Annotated in this window: 22 protein-coding genes and 1 riboswitch; of the genes, 16 read left to right on the top strand and 6 right to left on the bottom strand. The window is 44.9% G+C overall.

Going from position 1 to position 18,679, the window contains the following annotated elements; genetic code table 11:
- Positions 1-5 precede the first annotated feature (5 nt).
- From GJB59_RS03335 to GJB59_RS03310, 6 genes are all read left to right on the top strand, one after another.
- Positions 6-317 carry a DUF3817 domain-containing protein gene (locus GJB59_RS03335; protein WP_142827543.1) on the top strand — a complete coding sequence of 104 codons (312 nt, stop codon included), beginning with the start codon at positions 6-8 and terminating at the stop codon, positions 315-317.
- 134 nt (positions 318-451) lie between these two features.
- Complete coding sequence (locus GJB59_RS03330; RefSeq protein ID WP_185960023.1) at positions 452-1,669, top strand: MFS transporter; 1,218 nt, start codon at positions 452-454, stop codon at positions 1,667-1,669.
- 60 nt (positions 1,670-1,729) lie between these two features.
- Complete coding sequence (locus GJB59_RS03325) at positions 1,730-2,290, top strand: GNAT family N-acetyltransferase (protein WP_142827542.1); 561 nt, start codon at positions 1,730-1,732, stop codon at positions 2,288-2,290.
- Positions 2,291-2,317: 27 nt separating this feature from the next.
- On the top strand, positions 2,318-4,057 hold the full coding sequence (locus GJB59_RS03320; RefSeq protein WP_142827541.1) for an ABC transporter ATP-binding protein: 1,740 nt from the start codon (positions 2,318-2,320) through the stop codon (positions 4,055-4,057).
- Between the two features lie 62 nt (positions 4,058-4,119).
- Positions 4,120-4,881 (top strand): MerR family transcriptional regulator, encoded by a 762-nt coding sequence (locus GJB59_RS03315; protein ID WP_142827540.1) that lies wholly within the window; start codon positions 4,120-4,122, stop codon positions 4,879-4,881.
- A 519-nt stretch (positions 4,882-5,400) separates the two neighbouring features.
- Positions 5,401-6,240 carry an endonuclease/exonuclease/phosphatase family protein gene (locus GJB59_RS03310; protein ID WP_142827539.1) on the top strand — a complete coding sequence of 280 codons (840 nt, stop codon included), beginning with the start codon at positions 5,401-5,403 and terminating at the stop codon, positions 6,238-6,240.
- Positions 6,241-6,285: 45 nt separating this feature from the next.
- On the opposite strand, the gene GJB59_RS03305 is transcribed toward GJB59_RS03310, so the two are convergent.
- Positions 6,286-6,936: a queuosine precursor transporter gene (locus GJB59_RS03305; RefSeq protein ID WP_142827538.1), complete on the bottom strand. Its 651-nt coding sequence runs from the start codon at positions 6,934-6,936 to the stop codon at positions 6,286-6,288.
- Between the two features lie 12 nt (positions 6,937-6,948).
- The gene (gene queF / locus GJB59_RS03300) at positions 6,949-7,443 is read right to left on the bottom strand and encodes a preQ(1) synthase (protein WP_142827537.1); all 495 of its coding nucleotides are present in this window, start codon (positions 7,441-7,443) and stop codon (positions 6,949-6,951) included.
- 97 nt (positions 7,444-7,540) lie between these two features.
- Positions 7,541-7,588, bottom strand: a riboswitch (PreQ1 riboswitch).
- Positions 7,589-7,843: 255 nt separating this feature from the next.
- On the opposite strand from queF, the gene GJB59_RS03295 reads away from it, so the two are divergent.
- From GJB59_RS03295 to GJB59_RS03280, 4 genes are all read left to right on the top strand, one after another.
- Positions 7,844-8,779, top strand: coding sequence for a phosphotransferase family protein (locus GJB59_RS03295; protein ID WP_142827536.1), 936 nt, complete (start codon positions 7,844-7,846; stop codon positions 8,777-8,779).
- 94 nt (positions 8,780-8,873) lie between these two features.
- A complete protein-coding gene (locus tag GJB59_RS03290; protein ID WP_142827535.1) occupies positions 8,874-9,401 on the top strand; it encodes a TraR/DksA C4-type zinc finger protein in 528 nt (175 codons plus the stop codon).
- An 87-nt stretch (positions 9,402-9,488) separates the two neighbouring features.
- Positions 9,489-9,851 carry a nuclear transport factor 2 family protein gene (locus GJB59_RS03285; RefSeq protein ID WP_142827534.1) on the top strand — a complete coding sequence of 121 codons (363 nt, stop codon included), beginning with the start codon at positions 9,489-9,491 and terminating at the stop codon, positions 9,849-9,851.
- Between the two features lie 56 nt (positions 9,852-9,907).
- On the top strand, positions 9,908-10,306 hold the full coding sequence (locus GJB59_RS03280; protein ID WP_142827533.1) for a thiol-disulfide oxidoreductase DCC family protein: 399 nt from the start codon (positions 9,908-9,910) through the stop codon (positions 10,304-10,306).
- A gap of 276 nt (positions 10,307-10,582) precedes the next feature.
- Here the strand turns inward: GJB59_RS03280 and GJB59_RS03275 are convergent, their stop codons facing one another.
- Positions 10,583-11,776, bottom strand: coding sequence for a DUF3238 domain-containing protein (locus GJB59_RS03275; RefSeq protein ID WP_142827532.1), 1,194 nt, complete (start codon positions 11,774-11,776; stop codon positions 10,583-10,585).
- A 323-nt stretch (positions 11,777-12,099) separates the two neighbouring features.
- On the opposite strand from GJB59_RS03275, the gene GJB59_RS03270 reads away from it, so the two are divergent.
- Positions 12,100-12,969 (top strand): STAS domain-containing protein, encoded by an 870-nt coding sequence (locus GJB59_RS03270; RefSeq protein ID WP_142827531.1) that lies wholly within the window; start codon positions 12,100-12,102, stop codon positions 12,967-12,969.
- Positions 12,970-12,982: 13 nt separating this feature from the next.
- On the opposite strand, the gene GJB59_RS03265 is transcribed toward GJB59_RS03270, so the two are convergent.
- The gene (locus GJB59_RS03265) at positions 12,983-13,486 is read right to left on the bottom strand and encodes a metallophosphoesterase family protein (protein WP_142827530.1); all 504 of its coding nucleotides are present in this window, start codon (positions 13,484-13,486) and stop codon (positions 12,983-12,985) included.
- A gap of 158 nt (positions 13,487-13,644) precedes the next feature.
- On the opposite strand from GJB59_RS03265, the gene GJB59_RS03260 reads away from it, so the two are divergent.
- The 5 genes from GJB59_RS03260 (at position 13,645) to GJB59_RS03240 (ending at position 16,306) form a co-directional block, all read left to right on the top strand.
- Positions 13,645-13,929 (top strand): hypothetical protein, encoded by a 285-nt coding sequence (locus tag GJB59_RS03260; RefSeq protein ID WP_236015385.1) that lies wholly within the window; start codon positions 13,645-13,647, stop codon positions 13,927-13,929.
- Between the two features lie 64 nt (positions 13,930-13,993).
- Positions 13,994-14,524 (top strand): dihydrofolate reductase family protein, encoded by a 531-nt coding sequence (locus tag GJB59_RS03255; RefSeq protein WP_142827529.1) that lies wholly within the window; start codon positions 13,994-13,996, stop codon positions 14,522-14,524.
- Positions 14,525-14,795: 271 nt separating this feature from the next.
- On the top strand, positions 14,796-15,419 hold the full coding sequence (locus GJB59_RS03250; protein ID WP_142827528.1) for a cell wall hydrolase: 624 nt from the start codon (positions 14,796-14,798) through the stop codon (positions 15,417-15,419).
- 100 nt (positions 15,420-15,519) lie between these two features.
- Positions 15,520-15,867, top strand: coding sequence for an ASCH domain-containing protein (locus GJB59_RS03245; protein WP_142827527.1), 348 nt, complete (start codon positions 15,520-15,522; stop codon positions 15,865-15,867).
- A gap of 7 nt (positions 15,868-15,874) precedes the next feature.
- Positions 15,875-16,306 (top strand): hypothetical protein, encoded by a 432-nt coding sequence (locus GJB59_RS03240; protein ID WP_142827526.1) that lies wholly within the window; start codon positions 15,875-15,877, stop codon positions 16,304-16,306.
- Positions 16,307-16,910: 604 nt separating this feature from the next.
- On the opposite strand, the gene GJB59_RS03235 is transcribed toward GJB59_RS03240, so the two are convergent.
- Together GJB59_RS03235 and GJB59_RS03230 are read right to left on the bottom strand one after the other, a co-directional pair.
- Positions 16,911-17,720 carry a carbohydrate ABC transporter permease gene (locus GJB59_RS03235; protein WP_142827525.1) on the bottom strand — a complete coding sequence of 270 codons (810 nt, stop codon included), beginning with the start codon at positions 17,718-17,720 and terminating at the stop codon, positions 16,911-16,913.
- A gap of 81 nt (positions 17,721-17,801) precedes the next feature.
- A complete protein-coding gene (locus tag GJB59_RS03230; protein WP_142827524.1) occupies positions 17,802-18,677 on the bottom strand; it encodes a carbohydrate ABC transporter permease in 876 nt (291 codons plus the stop codon).
- Between the last annotated feature and the right edge of the window lie 2 nt (positions 18,678-18,679).

Below are 18,679 nucleotides of genomic sequence, written 5' to 3'. Positions count from 1 at the left end.
AGTCGATGTTTAAGAATGCGTTGGGAACATTTCGTTTTATGGGCTTGCTTGAAGGCGGCTCATTATTGATTTTGCTCTTTATTGCGATGCCGTTGAAATATTTCTTTGGGTTTCCGGAAGCGGTCAGCGTTGTTGGGCCTATTCACGGAGCCTTGTTCAGTATCTATATTTTAATAACCATCTATATGACATTTATCTACAAATGGCCGTTCCGCTTCTCGGTTGGTGCCGTTATTTCGGCATTCGTGCCGTTCGGCAACTTTATTTTAGACAGACGCCTGGAAAACTGGCAGCAGCTGAAACCTTCAGCTGCGTAATAGCCGTATAAAAAACTGTTAGTCAGTCACCTGTGGGAATTCCCGCAGGTGTTTTTATTTTTGTTAACGAAAGATAGCCAACTCCTCTATAATGAAATTATTGTAAGTTATAGACCCGTATCGGAGGTTATACCATGGCGAAAGCGATAAGTTCTTCTTCACTGGCCGGAAATCCGGTTTATCCTGTAATGTTCGCGATTGGCGGCTGCCATTTGCTGAACGATTCTTTGCAGTCGGTGATTCCGGCAATGTTTCCAATTCTCGAAGCGGATCTCGGCTTAACGTTTACGCAATTGGGCTTGATCGCTTTTGTGCTGAATATCGTAGCGTCCGTGCTGCAGCCAGTCGTGGGATTTATCAGCGATAAAAAGCCGATGCCTTTTGCGCTTCCGCTTGGCATGACCAGCTCATTTATCGGAATTGCCGGACTGGCGTTTGCTCCGGAATATTGGATGATTCTTGTGTCGGTCATTTTCCTTGGCCTGGGTTCTGCTGTATTCCATCCCGAAGGCTCGCGTGTTTCCTATATGGCAGCTGGGTCCAAACGCGGTTTGTCCCAGTCGATTTACCAGGTCGGCGGAAACTCCGGACAGGCGCTTGCGCCATTGATCAGTGCCTTCATTTTAGTGCCGCTGGGACAAATCGGAGCAGCGTTGTTCCTGTTTGTAGCCGCTCTCGGTATTTTTATTCTGTCGAGAATTTCTATTTGGTATAAGCAGCAGCTGGAGCAGGAAAAGCTTCAAAAAGTCAAAAAGGTGCTGCTGTCTTCATTGCCTGAAATGACGAAAAAACAGGTGGGAATCGCTTTGGCGCTCTTGATGATCATTATTTTTGCCCGTTCTTTCTATGTGACCAATATGACAAGCTTTTATATTTTTCATTTGATTGAATCCTATGGCCTGACAATTCAGCAAGGGCAGCTGTATGTCTTCTTGTTTCTCGGTGTCGGTGCTGCAGGTACATTTTTCGGGGGACCGATGGCGGATAAGATCGGACGCAAGAATGTTATTCTGCTGTCAATCATTGTTCCGATTCCGCTGGCCGCTTTGTTGCCATACTTGCCGCTTTACGCCGTTTTGTTTTTCCTGGCATTGATCGGTTTTTTCATCATGCTGAGTTTTTCCGTTACGGTCGTCTACGCACAGGAACTCGTACCCAGTAAAATTGGCACGATGGCCGGTTTGACCGTTGGCTTGGCTTTTGGCATGGGTGCCATCGGAGCTGTCGTGATCGGGATTTTGATGGATTCCATCGGTGTCTACGAGACCATGGTGGTCGTTTCATTCCTGCCGATTATTGCCTTAGTCGGCCTGTGGCTGCCGCGTGACCGAAAAATAGTTGCTGCTTCGTAATCTCTAGTAAAATTAGAAACTGAAAAAAGTCCAATATACCTGAGTAAAGGGGAATGCCATATGACGATTGAATTGCCGGAAGTACCGACCGAACTAAAAACAAAGCGTTTGCTGCTGCGGATGCCGATGCCTGGGGATGGGAAAATTGTTAATGAGGCCATTCACGCTTCTCTTGATGACTTAAAACCGTGGCTTGGATTTGCGCAGGAAGAGCCGTCTCCGCAAGATACGGAAATCAATCAGTTGGAATCGCATTTAAGTTTTATGAAAAAGGAAGTTTTGCGCTACTTGGTTTTTGATAAAGAGACAGGTAGTTTTATCGGCAGCACCGGCTTTCACAGCATCGAATGGGACGTGCCGAAAATGGAAATTGGCTACTGGCTGGATTCCAGAATGACTGGAAAAGGCTATATGGCGGAGGCTGTTTCGGCATTGACCGAGCTGGCATTTGCGACGCTGAAGTGCAATCGCCTGGAAATCCAATGCGATGCAGAAAACCTCAAAAGCCGTGCAATTCCCGAAAAGCTTGGATTTGCATTGGAAGGGATCTTGAGGAATGATGAACGATCAGTAGATGGCAAGCGGTTGACGGATACATGCATTTACGCCAAATTCGCTTAATGCGATTCATAGAACAGGAGCTTTACGATGAAAAAGAAAAACAAGGAAACGGGTCTTAAGCCGTTTGTTTCGCTGCTATTATCGCTGAAGATTCCAAAGCTGGCGCTGGCTGTCGGTCTGCTTGCCAGTTTGATTACCACACTTGTAGGGCTAGTAGTTCCGCTATTGACGAAAAACCTGGTCGATGGGTTTTCCTTTGACTCGTTAAGTGCTCCTTTGATAGCTGGAATCGGCGCTGCTTTTATTGTCCAAGCCGTCATCAATGGCGTTTCGATTTATTTGTTGAGCATGGTTGGACAGCGGGTAGTCGCGGGTTTAAGAGAACGGATGTGGGCCCAGTTGATCCGGCTGCGCGTCAGTTATTTCGATCAGCATTCGAGCGGGGAAACGGTGAGCCGGGTCGTCAATGATACTGGGATCGTCCGCAATTTAATAACGGATCATTTTCCATCATTCGTCACAGGCATCATTTCTATTGTGGGTGCAGTGATCATCTTGGTCATTTTGGATTGGAAGATGACTTTGGTCATGATGTTGGCGGTGCCTTTGACGATTGCAGTGATGATTCCCCTTGGACGCCAGATGGCCAAGATTTCACGGAACCTGCAGGATGAGACTGCTCATTTTACAGGCCACGTTCAGCAGACACTGGGTGAAATCCGTTTAATGAAATCATCGACAGCAGAAGCTACGGAAGAAGCGAGAGGCACACAAGGAATTCACAAGTTATTTACGCTTGGCATGAAAGAAGCGAAAATTTACGCGTTGATTGCCCCTTTGATGTACTTGGTAGTCATGGTGGTGATTGTGTCGATTATTGGCTATGGCGGAATTCGGGTGGCAAATGGTGAGATGTCGACAGGTTCGCTCGTTGCTTTTCTCTTGTATTTATTCCAGATTATTGTCCCAATGGCAACGTTCGCCCGATTTTTTACAGAGCTTCAAAAAGCCAAAGGCGCAACAGAACGCATTATTGGCATACTCGATCTGCCGCTGGAAGAACAGCAGCAAAAGCCTGATATGGATATTGCAGGTAAAGCGTTGCGGTTGGACGGGTTGAGCTTTGCTTATGACAAAGGGGAGCCGGTCTTAACGGATGTATCATTCGAAGCGCAGCCCGGTGAAATGATTGCGTTTGCGGGACCCAGCGGTGGTGGGAAAACGACCGTTTTTGGTTTGATCGAGCGATTTTATGAGCCGTTATCCGGCAACATTACAATCGGAAATATCCCAATCAATGAGATCTCAATCGCTTCATGGCGGGATCAAATCGGTTATGTTTCACAGGAAAGTGCCGTGATGGGCGGAACCATTCGTGAAAACCTGACTTATGGTTTGCCGGATTCGGAAACGATTTCAGCTGAAGAGCTTTGGCGGGTGGCGCGTATGGCTTACGCGGAAGATTTCATCCGAGGCTTTGCCGACGGGCTGGATACGGAAGTTGGAGAGCGGGGCGTCAAATTATCAGGCGGCCAGCGTCAGCGCATCGCTATTGCACGAGCCTTTTTGCGCGATCCCAAAATTTTAATGATGGATGAAGCGACCGCAAGCCTGGACAGTCAGTCAGAGGGCATTGTTCAGCAGGCGTTAAGCCGGTTGATGGAAGGGCGCACAACCTTAGTGATTGCCCATCGGCTGTCAACGATCGTTGATGCGGACAAAATTGTTTTTATTGAAAAAGGGCACGTGACCGGAATCGGGACGCACCGGGAGTTGACTGTCTCCCACTCCCTTTACCGTGAGTTTGCCGAACAGCAATTAACTTGATGATACCGCTTGACCTTGACGCTACGTCAAGGTATATAGTGGGTTTATCAGGAGGTGGAGATATGGAATATACGATTCAAAAACTGGGGAACTTGGCCGGAATCAGCACGCGGACCCTGCGCTACTACGATGAAATCGATTTGTTAAAGCCGGCAAGAAAAAGTTCAGCGGGTTATCGGATCTATGGTCAGCGGGAAGTGGACAAGCTGCAGCACATTCTGTTTTACCGCGAACTTGGACTGGAGCTGGAACAAATAAAAACCATCGTTAATGATTCCGATTTCGACTATGCCGAAGCTTTAGAAGAACATCGAAAAAAACTAATCATCAAACGCATGCAACTAGACCTCCTGATTACCAATGTGGAAAAAACCATTTCTGCAAAAAAAGGAGAGAGTAAGATGGCTAATAAAGAAAAATTCGAGGGCTTTAAACAAAAGCTGGTGGATGACAACGAACAGCAGTATGGCAGTGAAATACGAAGCAAATATGGCGATGAATTGGTTGACCAGTCCAATGCCAAAATGTTGAATATGAGTGAAGAGCAATACCAGGAATTCACACGCCTGGAACAACGGGTATTGGCCAGTTTGGCAGATGCTGTGAAAACAGGAGATCCATCAAGCGATGCAGCTCAACAGACTGCTGATCTGCATCGCCAATGGCTGGGCTTTACATGGCCATCCTACAGCAAAGAAGCGCACCAGGGACTCGCCGAAATGTATGTGGCTGATGAGCGGTTTGCTGCGTATTACGACAAAGCACACCCCGGAGCTGCACAATTCCTGCGCGATGCGATTGTCATTTATACACAGCAGGAATAATGATAAAGAAAATGCAGACTTCCCATTTCGGGGTGTCTGCATTTTTTTTATGATCGAATCTGGAAGAAGGTGTGCAAGAGGGCCAAACGTGCATAAAATCTAGTGAACGTTCATAAATTTTCGCGAGCGTGCGTAAATTTTGCTGAGCGTGCATAAATTCAATTGAGCGTGCATAAAATCTCTGGAACGTGCAAAAAGCCATATTGCCCCCAGTTATATGAATCGAAAAAGACGTTTGTCTTCATTTTTAACTTGATCTGCTTCCGCTTTTCTTAATGTCCAGCTTCACCGGCCAACTCCTCGGGACATAAGCCAGTCTGTCTGTGCGGCTGAAGAGATGCCGCACAGCCAAACCGTCTTATGCCTGTCGGAGCTGAGCGGCCGGATCCGCTTTTCGTGTTTACAAATCATTAACAATTGTTTACACCTCTGTTATGGCATATTCCTGTCAGCTTGGTATACTGAAACCAATTAAAGCAGCTGCCAACGATTCGTTTTAATCGAAAAGGAGAGGTTTGCATGCACGGGAAGAACAAGAAGGCACCGATTGTAAAAGTCATGTCGTTTAATATTGCTCATGGTTTAGGGATGGATGGAATAGTTGATTTGGAAAAGACCGCTGAAGTCATTGAGGATTCCTGTGCTACCATCGTTGCCCTGCAGGAGGTTGACCGCTATTTTTCTGACCGTAGTTCGTTTGTTGACCAAGTGGAGTGGCTGAGCGAAAGACTTGGCATGTACGCTGCCTATGGCGCCAATATGAATTTTGCGCCTGAAGATTCGGAACGGCCGAATCGACAATATGGCAACATGATTTTAAGCAAGTATCCGATCAAGTATGTAGAAAACCATTTGTTGACACAGGTGCATTGCCCTTTTGGCAACAATGAACAGCGCGGAATTTTAGAAACCGTCATTGAAGTGGATGGCATTTACTTAAGTGTCTTCAATACCCACTTGGCATTGAAAGATGAAGAGCTGGCCGTCAGTGTTGAGGAAATTCTGGCGATTACAGGGAAAAGCCATTTCCCGCGGATTATTGCCGGTGATTTCAACGCCTCGGCTTCGAATGTCCACATGCAAAAGTTGAACAAACATTTCCGGGATGCATTCCTGAAAATGAAAAGAGGAGACGCATACACATACCCATCTCCTTACGTGAACAAAGAAACAGATGAAGTTTTCTGGCCTGCGACGCGAATCGACTACATTTTGGCTGATAATGAAGTGGATGTCGTTCAAGTAGCAGTTATTGAAACATCGGTTTCCGATCATTTGCCGATTGTAGCGGATATGGTCTTGGCTGATGCGAAGGTAGGCGTAAAAGACCGCGTACAAAAAGCACGAGCCAAGGTCTAAGCAATTGTCCTCATCATCTAAATAATAAAAAAACCGGAAGCTCTACTAGAGAGCTTCCGGTTTTTGGTTTCCGTAAATCTGTTTGCCTGACAATTGTTCGCGTCTGCATAACTTGACCAGCAAATAAACAAATGGCGTATCAGCTGCGGCCACCAGCAGTTTAAATACATACTGGGTCGCAATCATGCCAAGCAATGCGCCGATTGGCATCGTGCCATAAAAAGCGATGGTAATAAAAATACTCGTGTCGACTAATTGGCTGGTCATCGTCGAGGCATTATTGCGCAGCCATAAACGAGATTCGCCATGCCGCTGTTTGAGACTATGGAAAATGGTGACATCCAAGTTTTGGCTGATGAAGTAAGAGACAAGGCTTGCCAGGGTGACCCGGAAACCTGCGGAAAAAATAGCTTCAAAAGATTCCTGATTGGCGAAAAACGGAGCAGCCGGCAAATGGATGGCGAAAAAAATAAAAGCCAATGCGCAAAGCTGTGTGATAAAACCTGCCGTGACGGTTTGCCGTGCAGCTTCTTTGCCGTATACTTCCGCAATTGTATCGGTAATCGGGAACGTAAAGACGTAAACAATGACAGCAGCCGGCAAAACAGCCCATTCATTGATGCTGAACAATTTCACTGCCAAAACATTTGATAGGATCAACAGGCCGACAAATGCGCCATTCAGATAAAGTAACATCGGCTCTGCTCCTTATCGGTTGGTGATCGTTTCCGGATTCAAGTCGTGATTCATCATCCGGTAAGATGCCATTTCTTCATATTTGGTTCCAGGTTTGCCATGGTTTGTGTAAGGATCAATCGACAAACCGCCGCGTGGTGTGAATTTCCCCCACACTTCGATATAGCGGGGATCCATCAATTTGATCAAATCATTCATGATAATGTTCACAACGTCTTCATGGAAATCTCCGTGATTTCGGAAACTGAACAAATAAAGCTTCAGTGATTTGCTTTCCACGAGTTTTTTGTCAGGGATGAAGCTAAGGTAAATAGTGGCGAAATCAGGCTGTCCTGTCTGCGGGCAAAGTGATGTGAATTCAGGGCAATTAAACTTTACGAAATAATCGCGGCTGTGGAGATTGTCAATCGGCTCCAAAATCTCCGGATCGTATTCAAATTTATACTTGGTATTCTGGTTGCCAAGCAATGATAAATGGTCTAGCGTTTCTTCGTTTCTTCCTGCCATGAAAAACGGCCTCCTTTAGATGGCCGGCTTGGAAGAGGGCTATAAAAAATGGACAAAAGAAAAAGCCAAATCGCATGTGGATTTGGCGGAGTTTCGGCAATCCATAGTTTTTTATAGAGGGTGAAATGCTATGAACCTCTCCCGTTGCCGGGTTATTTACTTTTCCTCATCTATCGTATAAGACTTGCTATTCGTTGTCAATCAGTCAATTGCGGTAAAATAGCAGCAATAATTATAGAAATTGAATGTGTGGAAGCAATTGATGGTTCGGCTTTAATGAGGTTTTATGCAGAAGACAAGCGGCCGTATTGCAGATTATTTGTCTTACTCCTAAATTATGGAGCGCTCATTTGTTCATGGTACACTGAAACTAAAAGATAGGCAGAAAGGAGCGGCAAGGATGGCTGAAAACAAATGGGACGGATTGCCGGCGCAATCATTGGAATGGCTGCAAGAACAATTTGGAGCTGCAGCAGAGCTGACAAGCATCAAGCCGCTGACTGGAGGGACCTCCTCAACTTTGTTTGAATTGGATGTCCGGGAAAAAGACGAGATCCGGTCTTATGTACTGCGGCTTTTTTATAAAGCTGATTGGTTGGAGAAAGAACCTGATTTGGCGAGGCATGAAGCGGATAGCCTTCAATTCGCTGAACAGGCGGGCCTCCCTGTCCCTCATTTGATCGCATATGATGAGACGGGAGAGGCGAGCGGGATGCCTGCGGTATTGATGACTAAATTGTCCGGATCGGTCGTGCTTCAGCCAGCCAATGACGAAAACTGGCTGGAAGGTTTGGCTGCCTCTCTGGCACAGCTGCATAAAACCAAGCCCGGAAGCTTTCCTTATGAGTATTTCTCCTACAACAACGCGTTCTTATTGGAAAAACCGACATGGTCCAAGGTGCAGAATGACTGGATGCGTGCTTTTTATATCGTCGCTGGAAGCCGTCCCGAAGCTCCTGAATGTTTTATTCACCGGGATTTTCACCCTGCCAATGTGTTGTGGGAAAACGGCAGGCTCAGCGCCATCGTAGACTGGGTAAATGCCTGCCGGGGACCTGCGGGAATTGATGTCGGGCATTGCCGTGTCAATCTGGCCCAGCTTTATGGAACTTCTGTTGCCAATGATTTCTTAGCGGCTTATGAACGCCATGCTGGAAGCTCATTTACTTATGATCCATATTGGGATCTCGTTTCCTTGACGGATACACTTGATGGTTCGCCTGTTGTTTATCCGGGCTGGAAAGCTTTTGGTATGACTGGGCTGTCCAATGAACTGATGCGCCACCGGTTGGACGATTATTTATTGAATTTGTTGGATCGATTTGACGATTTTTGAGCGAAAAGACGACAAAGCTCAATGTACTTCCAGGTTTGATTTCCCCAATAAAGGCAATATAGAGGTTAAGTGAGTTTTTTGAGGAGGAAATTAGATGAAAGCCGAACAAGTAAAGAAGTTGAAAAAACAGTTGGAAGAACAGGTGGAATCACTGGAAGATCGTGTTGAGCATACAGAGGAGTTCGAATCGACTGAGCTCTCAAATTACGACAACCACCCCGCTGACAACGCCACCGATTTATACGATCAGGAGCGCGGCATGGCAATGACCCAGTTTAAAGAAGAAGAGCTCGAAGATGCAAAAATTGCCTTGGCAGCAATCGAGGATGGAACATACGGAACATGTGCCGTGTGCGGCAAAGACATTCCGTTTGAACGATTGGAAGCCTTGCCGACCGCGTTGACTTGCATAGATCATGCTGATCAAAAGCCGGACCTTGAAAGTCGTCCACCGGAAGAAGACGTGCTGCGTGCTTCTACATCACAGCCGGTTGAGAAGGAAGACAGTGCGCTTCGGGATTACCAGGACAGCTTTGAAGATGTCGAGGATTACGGATCATCGGACACTCCACAGGATCAGCCGGATGCAGATCCACAAAAGTTCTTTAAAGACGATAAATAAAACCGAATGTCCCTCCTGCCCTCGGGCAAGGAGGGCTATTTAAAAGAAAAATTTATTTCCCGGGAAATAGAGGCAAGGAGAAAGAGTATGGATAAGTTAACCGAAAAGTTCTACGAGCTCGAATGCAGTCATTTGCAGCCAGAAGTCCGGATTTCGATGGAAAAGTTGGGAGAAGTGCTGGACGATGAGTTTTTTGAATTTGGCAGCTCGGGTGGAGTCATCAAACGTTCGGAGCTTGGTGGAGATCATATTTTAAAACCGGATTCAATGGAAATCCAATGTTTTGCCATGCATGAATTGGGGCCCTCTGCAGTTTTGACCACGTATCAGCTTTATAACCGGAACACAGAAATACTGACAAACCGAAGTTCTGTTTGGAAAAAACGGCGAAACGGCTGGAAACTATTTTTTCATCAAGGAACAGTTTCGACTGAAGAGGTGTTTCAATAAAGGTGAAAGAGGCTATTTACATAACAGAACCATTTTTTCCAAAGGAGGAAATCGATATGGAACATGCCGTTGTATTATTTGATGGAGATTGTAATTTTTGCGATTCGAGCGTTCAGTTTATCATAAACCATGATCCGGCCGGCTATTATCAATTTGCTTCATTGCAAAGCGAGATCGGTCAGGAACTCTCTAAAAAACACAAGGTGCCAGAAGATGTGGACAGCCTTGTATTGATAAAGGATGGACAGGCATATGTAAAATCCGAAGGTGCTTTAATGATTTCGAATCATTTAACAGGCCTTTGGAAGCTGGCATTTTATCTGAAACCATTCCCTCGTGCACTTCGTGATGGTGCATACGATGTCGTAGCTAAAAATCGGTATAAAGTATTCGGCAAACTGGACAGCTGCATGCTGCCGCCGCCTCACATCCGTAAACGTTTTTTAGACAAATAATAAGAAAAGTGAAAGTGCCTGTTCAGCTCTGACTGGTGTAAGACGATCTGGCGAAGCGGCGTGTTTTCAGCCACACAGCCAAAGAGACTTGCATCCCAAAGAGCTAGGCATTGGAACTGTACACCAGGGCGGCTTATGAATCGAAGAGCTGAGCCTTGGAGTCTGGACAATGGATGAAAAGCTGAATGTTGTCCTTTCTTCGATAATTGATAAAGCCCGAATCCGGAATCTGATCCGGTTCGGGCTTTATCAATGGATAAGTAAAATCAGAGAATATCAGTAGAAATTGGATATCCGCCAATAGTGGCTGGCAATGGGGTCTGCCATAAAGGCCAGCCCTTCGCTTTCAGTTTGGTGAATGTCCATCCAATTGCCATCATCACCAAACTTTAAATACACTTCATGGTTTGGTGATTGATCATGGATTCCGATAATGTCATAGCTGCCATCACGATAAAAGGCGGCCGACACATTATAATCAATATTGGGCGAAGTAGTGATTGGGTTGCCGACGCCATGTTTTAATGTAATGGAAACTTTATGGCCGGTTTCATCAATCTTTTCCAACTCAATTCCTTCAGCAGAAGCGACATCTGCTTTACTGAATTTTTTTCTCCAATTATAGCCGATGGTAGGGCCAACATCTTTATCGTAAGAAAATGAAGATTCTTCATCTTTCAAGTCGATCGTGAAATTGACCCGCGTCCGGTAATGGAGTGATTCAGGGTCAAATTTTCTGCCATCCCCCTGGAAATAAGGGAAAGGCGATAGAAGATTTGGATTTTTTAATACCAAATCAGGCAAGAAAGTTTGATAACGGAAATGCCAGACTGGGTATATTTTTGGTTTTTCCTCATCAGACAGCAGAGCATCCAAGGAAGCAATTTTTTTGGTCATCCAAAACTCTTCCATGGCCGCCTTTTCTTTCGAGGAATTCCAACTCAAGGCGCCGAATATCTTGGCCACTGTGAACTTTTCTTCGCTGAAACTTTCTTCAGAGCGGGCTACTGGGCGTTTTCCGCGAATCCAGTAAGTAAATTCCGGGCTCATTGGAACTTGGCGATCAGTATATTGATTGCCTTCAACCGTCTCAATCAGCTGGCCATTTCGATAAATCTCAAATTCTGCAATGCCTTCAATTTCTCCCCATGCCAAAGAAATTCTTTCTTTGGAAACAATGGTGGTGAGAACAATTTCCTCCAGGCGATTGATGCTGTCCGCTTTTGGGTTTTCTGTTCCTGTATGAAGTTTGATTTTATCTGTCCAACGGCCCGAAGCATCCAGCCGCTCGATGGTATACGTATACAATTCGCCTTTTTTCAAACCCGTGTCTTTAACCAGATTCTGCGTGCCGGTATAAATGACTTGTTCATCTCGTTTTACGCGGCAGACATCATCGGTATCTGTCCATCTAAAATAAATCATTGTATCAGATTGTTCCAATACAAGGATATCCAGTTCATTTGTCATTTTTCCACCTCCATAATACTGTTTTTACTCATATACCCTATTCGAATTAAAGATGAACCCTTTGCGTTCCAGTAGATTTGTTTCACAAATTAAATGTAAAAATAATGGATTTAACTGTATAATTAATATAAAACATAGGCAGCTTGCCTTTTAAGAAAATAAAGTGAAATTCAATTCTTATTACAGATACTTGAAATTTGTAAGCTCATGCAGACAAAGTATTTAAGGCCTGATACGATTTGTTGGCTGTCTGGTATTAATTTCTCAACTTTGACACTTCATTATAGATAACAAGGATCACCCAAAAGAACGGGGGACTGACAGTGGAAAGCACTCAAAAGAAACGAAATTTCAGTAACTTTGATGAGGCGGCCGCTTATATCCTGCGGCTGCTGAGCAAACAAATTGGAATCAATTCCATATTCATTGCTAAAAATGATGGACTGACAAATAATATTATTAAAGTGCATAACTCCGGCAAAGAACTGGTTGAAGAAGGCAGTTCGATGCCTCTTCCACAATCTTTTTGCAGCTTAAGCATTAATCATGGCGCTTCTGCATTGGTTATAGAAGATGTTTCTGAAAACGAGCTGACCCGCTCTATGGACATTACTGCGAATTATGGAAGCGGCACATTCGTTGGAGTGCCGGTTTATTACAATGACGGGACTGTTTACGGAACCATTTGCGGATTAGATGATCGATACTACAAGCTTTCTGAAGAACAGCTTACTACTTTCGAAATGATGTCGACGCTGTTGACCTACGTACTGGAACTGGAAAAAGCGAACGATCAAATTCAAACCTTGACGGCACCCATAGTTCCGGTAACTAAAGGCGTAGCTATTGTACCGGTGATAGGCGACATTACGGCGCCGCGGGCACAGGTCATTATCAATCATGTGCTTGATAAATGCAGCAAAGAGTCAATGGATTATTTGATTATTGATGTATCTGGTGTTTTGCAGATCAACTCTGTCGTAGGGGAATACTTGCTGAAGCTTGTCAATATTCTTAAAGTGATCGGCGTAACACCGGTTATTACCGGAATCCAACCCTTCATGGCATTGAGAGTCCCGCATTTTGCGGCTGCACTGAAAGATGTACTGATTGAAGCCAACTTAGAGTCGGCATTAAAACAGCTTGGATTTGTGCTGATAAAAGAGTGCAAAGAAAAAACAGACCTTCATTGAGAAGGTCTGTTTTTCAGCTGCTTTCTTTATCGAAAAAGACATGCTTTAATTCCCATGAATCACCGATTTCCAGCAAGCCAAAGGAAAATTGTGCTTGTCTGCGCTTATCGGTCGGCGAACCGGGGTTAAACAGTGTGACACCGTTAACTTCCCGCATGACAGGGGTATGGGAATGACCGAAAACAATGATGTCCACGCCTTCATCAGCAAAAGTGTCATAAGCCTGCTGTTCAGTGGGTTTCCTGTCGCTGTCTCCATGGACAATACCGATTTTTAACTCCCCGAAAGTAAGGATTTTTTTCCTGCCGAACTTCTCGAGGATTTCCCACGGATCGACATTTCCAGTGACGCCATCGATTTCTGCATAGGCTGCCAGTTCGTGATAAACATCCAATGTCTGCCAGTCTCCAGCGTGGATGATAAAATCAGCCTCTTGGCATGCATCCAATAGTTTTTGAGGCAACTTCTTGGCGCGGAATGGAATGTGTGTGTCTGAAACAATAACAATCTTCTTCATTGGAACGCCTCCAGTCAGTTTCTTTCTTTTCACTTTACCAAATAAACTTCTCTTCGTCGAAACCGAGCCGTCTGACGGACACGGAAAGAGGATTAATTTTCAGGGAAAAGGGAATTGAAGAAGATACAGAAACAATGTAGATAACCGGAGGGATATCAATGAAAAAGAACAATACGAAAAAGTTTATTTACACAGGAGCAGCAATGGCCGGCAGCATTCTTTTGCTGACTGCCTACAAAAAAAACCAAGCTAAAAAAATCTGGGTTTATGAAGACAATGACATGAGAAATAGTACTGAAGTGGATCGTGAAGAAAGTGTCAACGCTGATACGGACGAAGCGGAAATCGGATTGACCCAGCTGGATTCTGCCTATCGTTCCGAATGGCAGGCGAACGGCTTTCCACAAACACATAAAGCGATGGCAGAATTGGAAAGTAAATAAATGAGTGGTCTCAGTTTTATGCTGAGGCCTTTTTTAATGAAAATTCTATAAGGAGGAAGCAATCATGGAGATTAGAAGGAAGATTGTCTGTTATATTGCGGCCAGTCTGGACGGCTATATTGCGACAGAAGACGATTCTCTTGAATGGCTGTTTAGAGTCGAAGGGGAAGGCGACGCAGGCTATGCTGAATTTATGGAGACCATCGATACTGTAGTCATGGGACGCAGAACCTATGATTGGGTAATGGATGCGGAAGATGGCCCGTTTCCCTATCAAGGATTGGCCAGTTACGTTTTTACATCTGCGGCTCATCAGGACGATCCGTTTGTAAAGTTTACGAGTCAAGACATCTCCAGCTTCGCGAAAGACCTTAAGGCCCAACCGGGAAAAGACATTTGGGTGATTGGCGGCAGCAGCCTGCTTCACGGGTTTTTAAAAGAAGACTTAATCGATGAATGGATCATTTCCATTGCGCCTACTTTGATTGGAAAAGGGATCCCATTGTTTCGGGAACTTGATTTTGAAATCCCTTTAAAGCTTAAGTCGGTAAAGTCGTATGGACAATTTGCGCAGCTGCATTACGAGAGAAAATAAATTCCATCTTTCAGGCTATCGAGCATTGCTCGATGGCCTTTTAGGTATGGCGCAAAGTGGATACTTGCTGTTTTTAAAATTTTCTAAGCGAAAATGCCTAATTTATCCGAAGAATTGTTCTTCTTTTTTTACTTAAAATCAACAAACTATTACTTTTGGTCATTCAATCATCAGAATTTAAGTAGTCCGAGGGATTGAATTCTTGCAATTCCAATTATATACTGTTAAGAAGAATCTTTTGTTGATTCTTGGAATAGAAGGGAGAGAAAGCATGAAAAATTTAAAAGTATTGGTATTTGCCTTATTTACAGTTCTATTCATAGGTTTTTCTCAAAACTCTGCAGAAGCGCATTCTCCAGACTTGCATGAAGGCGTTTCCGGACAAGATGTAACCGAACTTCAGTCAACGCTTAAAAAATTGGGTTATTTCAATACAACAGCTACCGGCTACTATGGCTCTATCACGAAAAATGCAGTTATTCAGTTTCAGCGTGATTTTAATGTTCCCGATACAGGATTTACAGGTTCAATGACGCGCGCGAAACTTTCGGAAGTTGAAATGATGGCACGCGTTGTACACGGAGAAGCACGTGGGGAAAGTTACACAGGACAAGTAGCGGTAGCTGCAGTCATCTTGAACCGTCTAGACTCTTCAGCGTTTCCAAACAATACATACAATGTCATTTTCCAGCGGAATGCGTTTACTGCTATAAATGACGGCCAATACAACTTGAAGCCGAACGCTTCTGCCTACCAGGCAGTGAAAGCAGCTTTTAAGGGTTCAGATCCATCAATGGGTGCGACTTATTACTATAATCCGAGTGGCGTGACGGATACGTGGATTTTCTCACGTACAACCATTACTAAAATCGGCAAACACGTATTTGCAAAATGATTTAAAATTCGTCCTGATACCATCAGGGCTTTTTTTTATGCCGTGAATTAGGAAGCAGAAAAGCTTATACTGAAAAAGAATGATGAGAGGTGGAACTAAAATGCCAGAAAAAAACGGCCAGCAATTGCCGCCAAAAACTTGCACGATCAAAAAGCTTGTAACCAACAAGCGGGATGTGGAAAAAGTTCTGGCCGGCACAAAATCGGCAACACGCAGAAATGGCCGTTACGCAGATATAGGGGAGATCATGGTGCTGGACGACAAGAAATTTGTTGTGGACCAGGTATATCAGCAGACACTGGGTGAGTTAACAGACGAAATGATTCTTCGGGAAGGATATGCGACAGTTGAGGAGTACAAGCAGTCCATTCTATCCTTCCATCCCGGTATGCCTTGGCTGCCCGAAATGACTGTGTGGGTCCACGAATTCCAAATGGCAAAAGAATAGTTAAGCGATGTATACAATCATGCTTTACGCTCATATTTTAAGTGCGGTTTTATCCATCGGCCCATTTTTTGTACTGCTCCCATTAGTCAAACGAATGGAAACAGCTACTGGCGATGTGCTTGTTTCACATATCACAACGTTCAAATCGGCTACTCGTCTGGTTAAACATGCAGGACATGTACTGGTGGCAACGGGAATCCTGCTGATTTGGCAAGGACCATGGGAGTGGGGAACTTCATGGATTGTCTGTACGCTCGCCGTAATGGTTGCTTCTGTTTTTTTCTTGGCGCGCGCTTTTACGCCTATTCTTCGCCAATTTGGCGGTGAAGGTGTTAGCCAACTGCTGCTCGTCAAGAAACTCAGCCGTTCCTTATGGATTTATATTTTATTGCTCTTATTGATGCTTTGGTTTATGGTCGGAAAACCGATGTTTTGGTAATGAAAAAAGGACGGCCTGCTCTTCAATGAGCAGGCCGTCCTTTAAGCTTATAGACAAAAGAGTATTTATGAAATTCAAAGAATGAATACTCATTTTAGCTTGTTTATACGGGATCCTGCGCTCCAGGCGGACGCTTTCCGCGGGCTTGCGCCGAACTAACTCGGACTTGGGTCCGAGTGGATTTCGGCACTTCGCTATCCCGCAGGAAAGACATTGGTCGAAGTTAGCGAGACCAAGTCTTTGCGACGAAGCTAGCGCAGCGATGCAGGAGCACATGTTGGCCCTTCGCCGCCTTGCGCTCCAGATCCTGGAGTGAGGTGATGATCAGGCTTGTCGAAATCAGCGTCATGGAGAAACTGACGAACAGGCTTCTCTCTTTGAATAAAGCCGCATGCTCCCAACCGGGCTGGCCACGAAGACTCCTGTGGCACAGCGAAAGCTGAAGACCCCGCAGGAACGTAAGTAGCGAGGAGGCTGAAGCTGAGCCCACGGAAAGCGAAGTGGCCGGACCGGTTGAGATGTTACACTATTATTCATTTTGGGTAGATTTTATCTACAGTCTGAAAGGACGGCCTGCTCTTTAATGAGCAGGCCGTCCTTTTAGTTATCCTTTTACAGCACCAGCGGTCATGCCTGCAACAAAGTAGCGCTGCAGGAAAACATAGGCGATGACCATAGGCGCCGAAGCAATAATGACGCCTGTAAAGAGCATGGGGTAGTTGGTCGAGTATTCGCCCTGAAACTCCAGCAATGCGAGCGGCAGGGTTTTGTAAGCATTGTCCGTGATAAACAGCAAAGGATAGAGCAAGTCGTTCCAGTGCATCACAAACAGGAAAATAGCGGTAGCCGACAAGGATGGCAGCGACAATGGGATAGCCACCTTGGAGTAGATTTTCCAGTTCCCAGCCCCGTCTATTGTTGAAGCTTCAAATAATTCCCTTGGCAAGGTTTTCATAAATCCGGTCAAGATAAAGACGGCAATTGGCATAGTAGTGGAGATATTAACAAGAATCAATCCAATTAAGCTGTTGGTCAGGCTAAGATCGAGCATCAGCGAGTAAAGCGGTATCATACTGACCTGTGCCGGAACCATCATACCAAGTGTGAACAGGATAAATATGGAATTTCCGATCCAATTATTGAGCCGAATTATGCCGTAGGCGATCAGTGATGCAAAAAACAGCGTTAAAGACACGGAAAACAAAGTGACAATCGCACTGTTCATGAAATAGCCGGACATTGTCTGTTCCTGGAAGATCGCTGTATAATTCCCGAACTGGATGCCAGCCTCCGGCAAGCCCAGCGGATTTCTGAACGTCTCCTGAATCGTTTTCATGGAAGTCAGGACTACAATCAGCAAAGGGACTAAAATCAGCAGTGCATAGATGAGTAAAGAAAACCTTCGGAAGAACAAGCTGTTGCCCACCTTTCTTAAAGCTTGAGAAATTGTAACTTTTTGCTCTTTTATTTTAATGCCCAGTATCATCTGCTTTTGTTAATAAGAAATACGGTCAGAACGCAGGGCTTTGAACTGCAGGAAGGTAATGATGGCGATGATAATCATGAAAATAACCGAAATGGCGCTCGCATAGCCGAATTGATAGCTTCTGAAGGCGATATCGAAAATATAGGTGGCTACAATTTCGGTTGAATTATTCGGCCCTCCTCCTGTCATCGCAAAGACCAGATCGAATGCTTTAAACGACTGGATAGTGGTATAGGCAATGACAATTGTGGCGGAAGGTGCCAGTAAGGGCCACGTCACAGTACGGAACGTCTGCCATTTGTTGGCGCCTTCTATTTTCGCCACTTCATACAGCTCGTCTGGAATCGCCTGTAAGCCTGCTACGAAAATGATGAGCATTTGTCCTGCATGGAACCAAACTTGCGTCACAGCAAGGGAATAGATAGCGATATCAGCGTTTCCAAGCCAGTTTTGAGCAAGGAATCCAAGTCCGACCAGTTCCAACAGCTGGTTCAGGATGCCAAGAGACGGATCGTAAATAAACGACCAGATAAAGGCGACTGAGACCGAAGACAAAATGGTCGGGAAAAAATATAATGCACGCAAAAAGATCGTGGTCTTGTTATTTTTCAGGACAATCAAGGCGAAAGCCAAAGCAACGAGTGTTTGGAAGACCACAACAACAAGCATAAATTTCAGGTTATTGCCGATGCTCTTCCGGAAAATTGTGTCTCCAGTAAAGGCACGTTCATAATTATCGATGCCGACAAATTGAAAACTTTGGCTGAGGCCATCCCAATCGGTAAACGAATAAAACAATGCGCTGACTGTTGGATAAACAAAGAAAAGAGTATAGAGCAGAAGCCCTGGTAAAAAGAATAAGTAGATGGATTTAGAAATTTTCATCT

Origin of the sequence: Planococcus soli, from assembly GCF_016881065.1 — a bacterium.
Lineage (GTDB): Bacteria > Bacillota > Bacilli > Bacillales_A > Planococcaceae > Planococcus > Planococcus soli.
The sequence above is the reverse complement of the archived record's forward strand: the minus strand, read 5'-3'. Positions and strand labels throughout refer to the sequence as shown.

Excerpts from the sequence above, each read along its gene's own strand:
- GJB59_RS03255 (WP_142827529.1), top strand. The coding sequence starts at position 13,994 with ATGGAGATTAGAAGGAAGATTGTCTGTTATATTGCGGCCAGTCTGGAC.
- GJB59_RS03260 (WP_236015385.1), top strand. The coding sequence starts at position 13,645 with ATGAAAAAGAACAATACGAAAAAGTTTATTTACACAGGAGCAGCAATG.
- GJB59_RS03245 (WP_142827527.1), top strand. The coding sequence starts at position 15,520 with ATGCCAGAAAAAAACGGCCAGCAATTGCCGCCAAAAACTTGCACGATC.
- GJB59_RS03265 (WP_142827530.1), bottom strand. The coding sequence starts at position 13,486 with ATGAAGAAGATTGTTATTGTTTCAGACACACACATTCCATTCCGCGCC.
- GJB59_RS03305 (WP_142827538.1), bottom strand. The coding sequence starts at position 6,936 with ATGTTACTTTATCTGAATGGCGCATTTGTCGGCCTGTTGATCCTATCA.
- GJB59_RS03290 (WP_142827535.1), top strand. The coding sequence starts at position 8,874 with ATGAAAGCCGAACAAGTAAAGAAGTTGAAAAAACAGTTGGAAGAACAG.
- GJB59_RS03280 (WP_142827533.1), top strand. The coding sequence starts at position 9,908 with ATGGAACATGCCGTTGTATTATTTGATGGAGATTGTAATTTTTGCGAT.
- GJB59_RS03335 (WP_142827543.1), top strand. The coding sequence starts at position 6 with ATGTTTAAGAATGCGTTGGGAACATTTCGTTTTATGGGCTTGCTTGAA.
- GJB59_RS03315 (WP_142827540.1), top strand. The coding sequence starts at position 4,120 with ATGGAATATACGATTCAAAAACTGGGGAACTTGGCCGGAATCAGCACG.
- GJB59_RS03230 (WP_142827524.1), bottom strand. The coding sequence starts at position 18,677 with ATGAAAATTTCTAAATCCATCTACTTATTCTTTTTACCAGGGCTTCTG.
- queF (WP_142827537.1), bottom strand. The coding sequence starts at position 7,443 with ATGGCAGGAAGAAACGAAGAAACGCTAGACCATTTATCATTGCTTGGC.
- GJB59_RS03310 (WP_142827539.1), top strand. The coding sequence starts at position 5,401 with ATGCACGGGAAGAACAAGAAGGCACCGATTGTAAAAGTCATGTCGTTT.
- GJB59_RS03330 (WP_185960023.1), top strand. The coding sequence starts at position 452 with ATGGCGAAAGCGATAAGTTCTTCTTCACTGGCCGGAAATCCGGTTTAT.
- GJB59_RS03275 (WP_142827532.1), bottom strand. The coding sequence starts at position 11,776 with ATGACAAATGAACTGGATATCCTTGTATTGGAACAATCTGATACAATG.
- GJB59_RS03285 (WP_142827534.1), top strand. The coding sequence starts at position 9,489 with ATGGATAAGTTAACCGAAAAGTTCTACGAGCTCGAATGCAGTCATTTG.
- GJB59_RS03250 (WP_142827528.1), top strand. The coding sequence starts at position 14,796 with ATGAAAAATTTAAAAGTATTGGTATTTGCCTTATTTACAGTTCTATTC.
- GJB59_RS03325 (WP_142827542.1), top strand. The coding sequence starts at position 1,730 with ATGACGATTGAATTGCCGGAAGTACCGACCGAACTAAAAACAAAGCGT.
- GJB59_RS03240 (WP_142827526.1), top strand. The coding sequence starts at position 15,875 with ATGTATACAATCATGCTTTACGCTCATATTTTAAGTGCGGTTTTATCC.
- GJB59_RS03295 (WP_142827536.1), top strand. The coding sequence starts at position 7,844 with ATGGCTGAAAACAAATGGGACGGATTGCCGGCGCAATCATTGGAATGG.
- GJB59_RS03320 (WP_142827541.1), top strand. The coding sequence starts at position 2,318 with ATGAAAAAGAAAAACAAGGAAACGGGTCTTAAGCCGTTTGTTTCGCTG.